The 1,121-nt window shown below is 70.4% G+C and carries 1 protein-coding gene; it reads right to left on the reverse strand.

The features are described 5' to 3' along the window. Positions 1–15: 15 nt before the first annotated feature. Entirely contained in the window at positions 16–954 is a 939-nt protein-coding gene (locus P1J78_RS24920; RefSeq protein WP_275570066.1) for an IS110 family RNA-guided transposase, read from the reverse strand. Positions 955–1,121: the final 167 nt, after the last annotated feature.

Genomic DNA, 1,121 nt, shown 5'->3' on the forward strand with positions numbered 1-1,121 from the left:
GGGGCAACTGTGTTCTCAGGTCGGATTCGGCGGGGCGATTTCGCGGAACGGCACGCCGTCGCGCAGGACGGCGTTGGCAATGGTCAGGAGCTTGCGGGCGATGGCGATCGCGATGACCTTGCCGGGCCGGGCCTCGGCCCGCATCCGCGCCACGAGGTCCGGCGCGATGTGGCCGCTCCGGATCACGCTCAGCGCGGCCATGTAGAGCGCTTGCCGCACCCGCCGCCGGCCGTCTCCGACGAAGCGGCGGCCGCGCCACTTGCCGCTCTCGCGCGCCCGCGGCGCCACACCGCCGAGCGAGGCGATCTGGCGCCGGTCGCAGGCCCCAAGCTCCGGCATCAGCGCCACCAGCACCACCGCAGTGACCCGGCCGACGCCGGGAATGCTCTCGATGAGCCGCAGCGGCGCGGCGAGATCCGGGTGGTCTTTCAGGAAGGTGTCGATGGCCGCCTCGATCCGCGCGATGCGGCGCGCCAGCCCCCGCAGCTGGTCGCGGATATCGGCCCTGACCGCCGCCGAGAAGGTCTTCTTCAGGCGGTTCTTCTCCTGCGTTTCCATACGCTTGAGCTGATCGTGCCGGCCGCTGAGCTCGGCCAGCTCGGCCCGCGCCGCCTCGAAGGCGGGCGACGGCGGCAGGCTGCGTTCGGCGCCCAGGCGGGCCAACATCTTCGCGTCGACCCGGTCGGTCTTGGGCAGGTTCAGCGACCGGGCGAAGTGCCAGGCATGGCCCGGGTTGAGCCGGTGGAAGACGTGCCGGCGCGCGTCGAGGCAGCGCAGGATCACGCCGTCGCAGAGAGAGGTTGCCTCGAACACCACGAGCTCGGTGGGTGCGAGACGGGCGAGCCAGGCGCGGATCGCCGGGGCCCTGTTGGCCACGCGGTCGGGGCCGGTTTCGGGGTGGTAGATGTCGAGCCAGTCCTTCGAGAGGTCGACGCCGATATAGGTGTATGCCATGCTGGTATCCTGTCCATGTCTTCGTGCTCGGGTCATCCCGGCACATGCAACTGTTCAGGCTGGTCAGACCAACCGGCGGCGTCCCAAACCCCACGACGGGTTCATGTCCCGGGGCGGGTCACGGGATCGCCGCCGGACCCAGTATGGCACAATCGCGATAGACAGGG

Source organism: Psychromarinibacter sediminicola (genome assembly GCF_029168335.1).
In the GTDB taxonomy this organism is placed as follows: Bacteria; Pseudomonadota; Alphaproteobacteria; order Rhodobacterales; family Rhodobacteraceae; genus Psychromarinibacter; species Psychromarinibacter sediminicola.

Bases quoted from the DNA above. Each gene is read 5' to 3' on its own strand.
- P1J78_RS24920 (WP_275570066.1), bottom strand. From the start codon at position 954: ATGGCATACACCTATATCGGCGTCGACCTCTCGAAGGACTGGCTCGAC.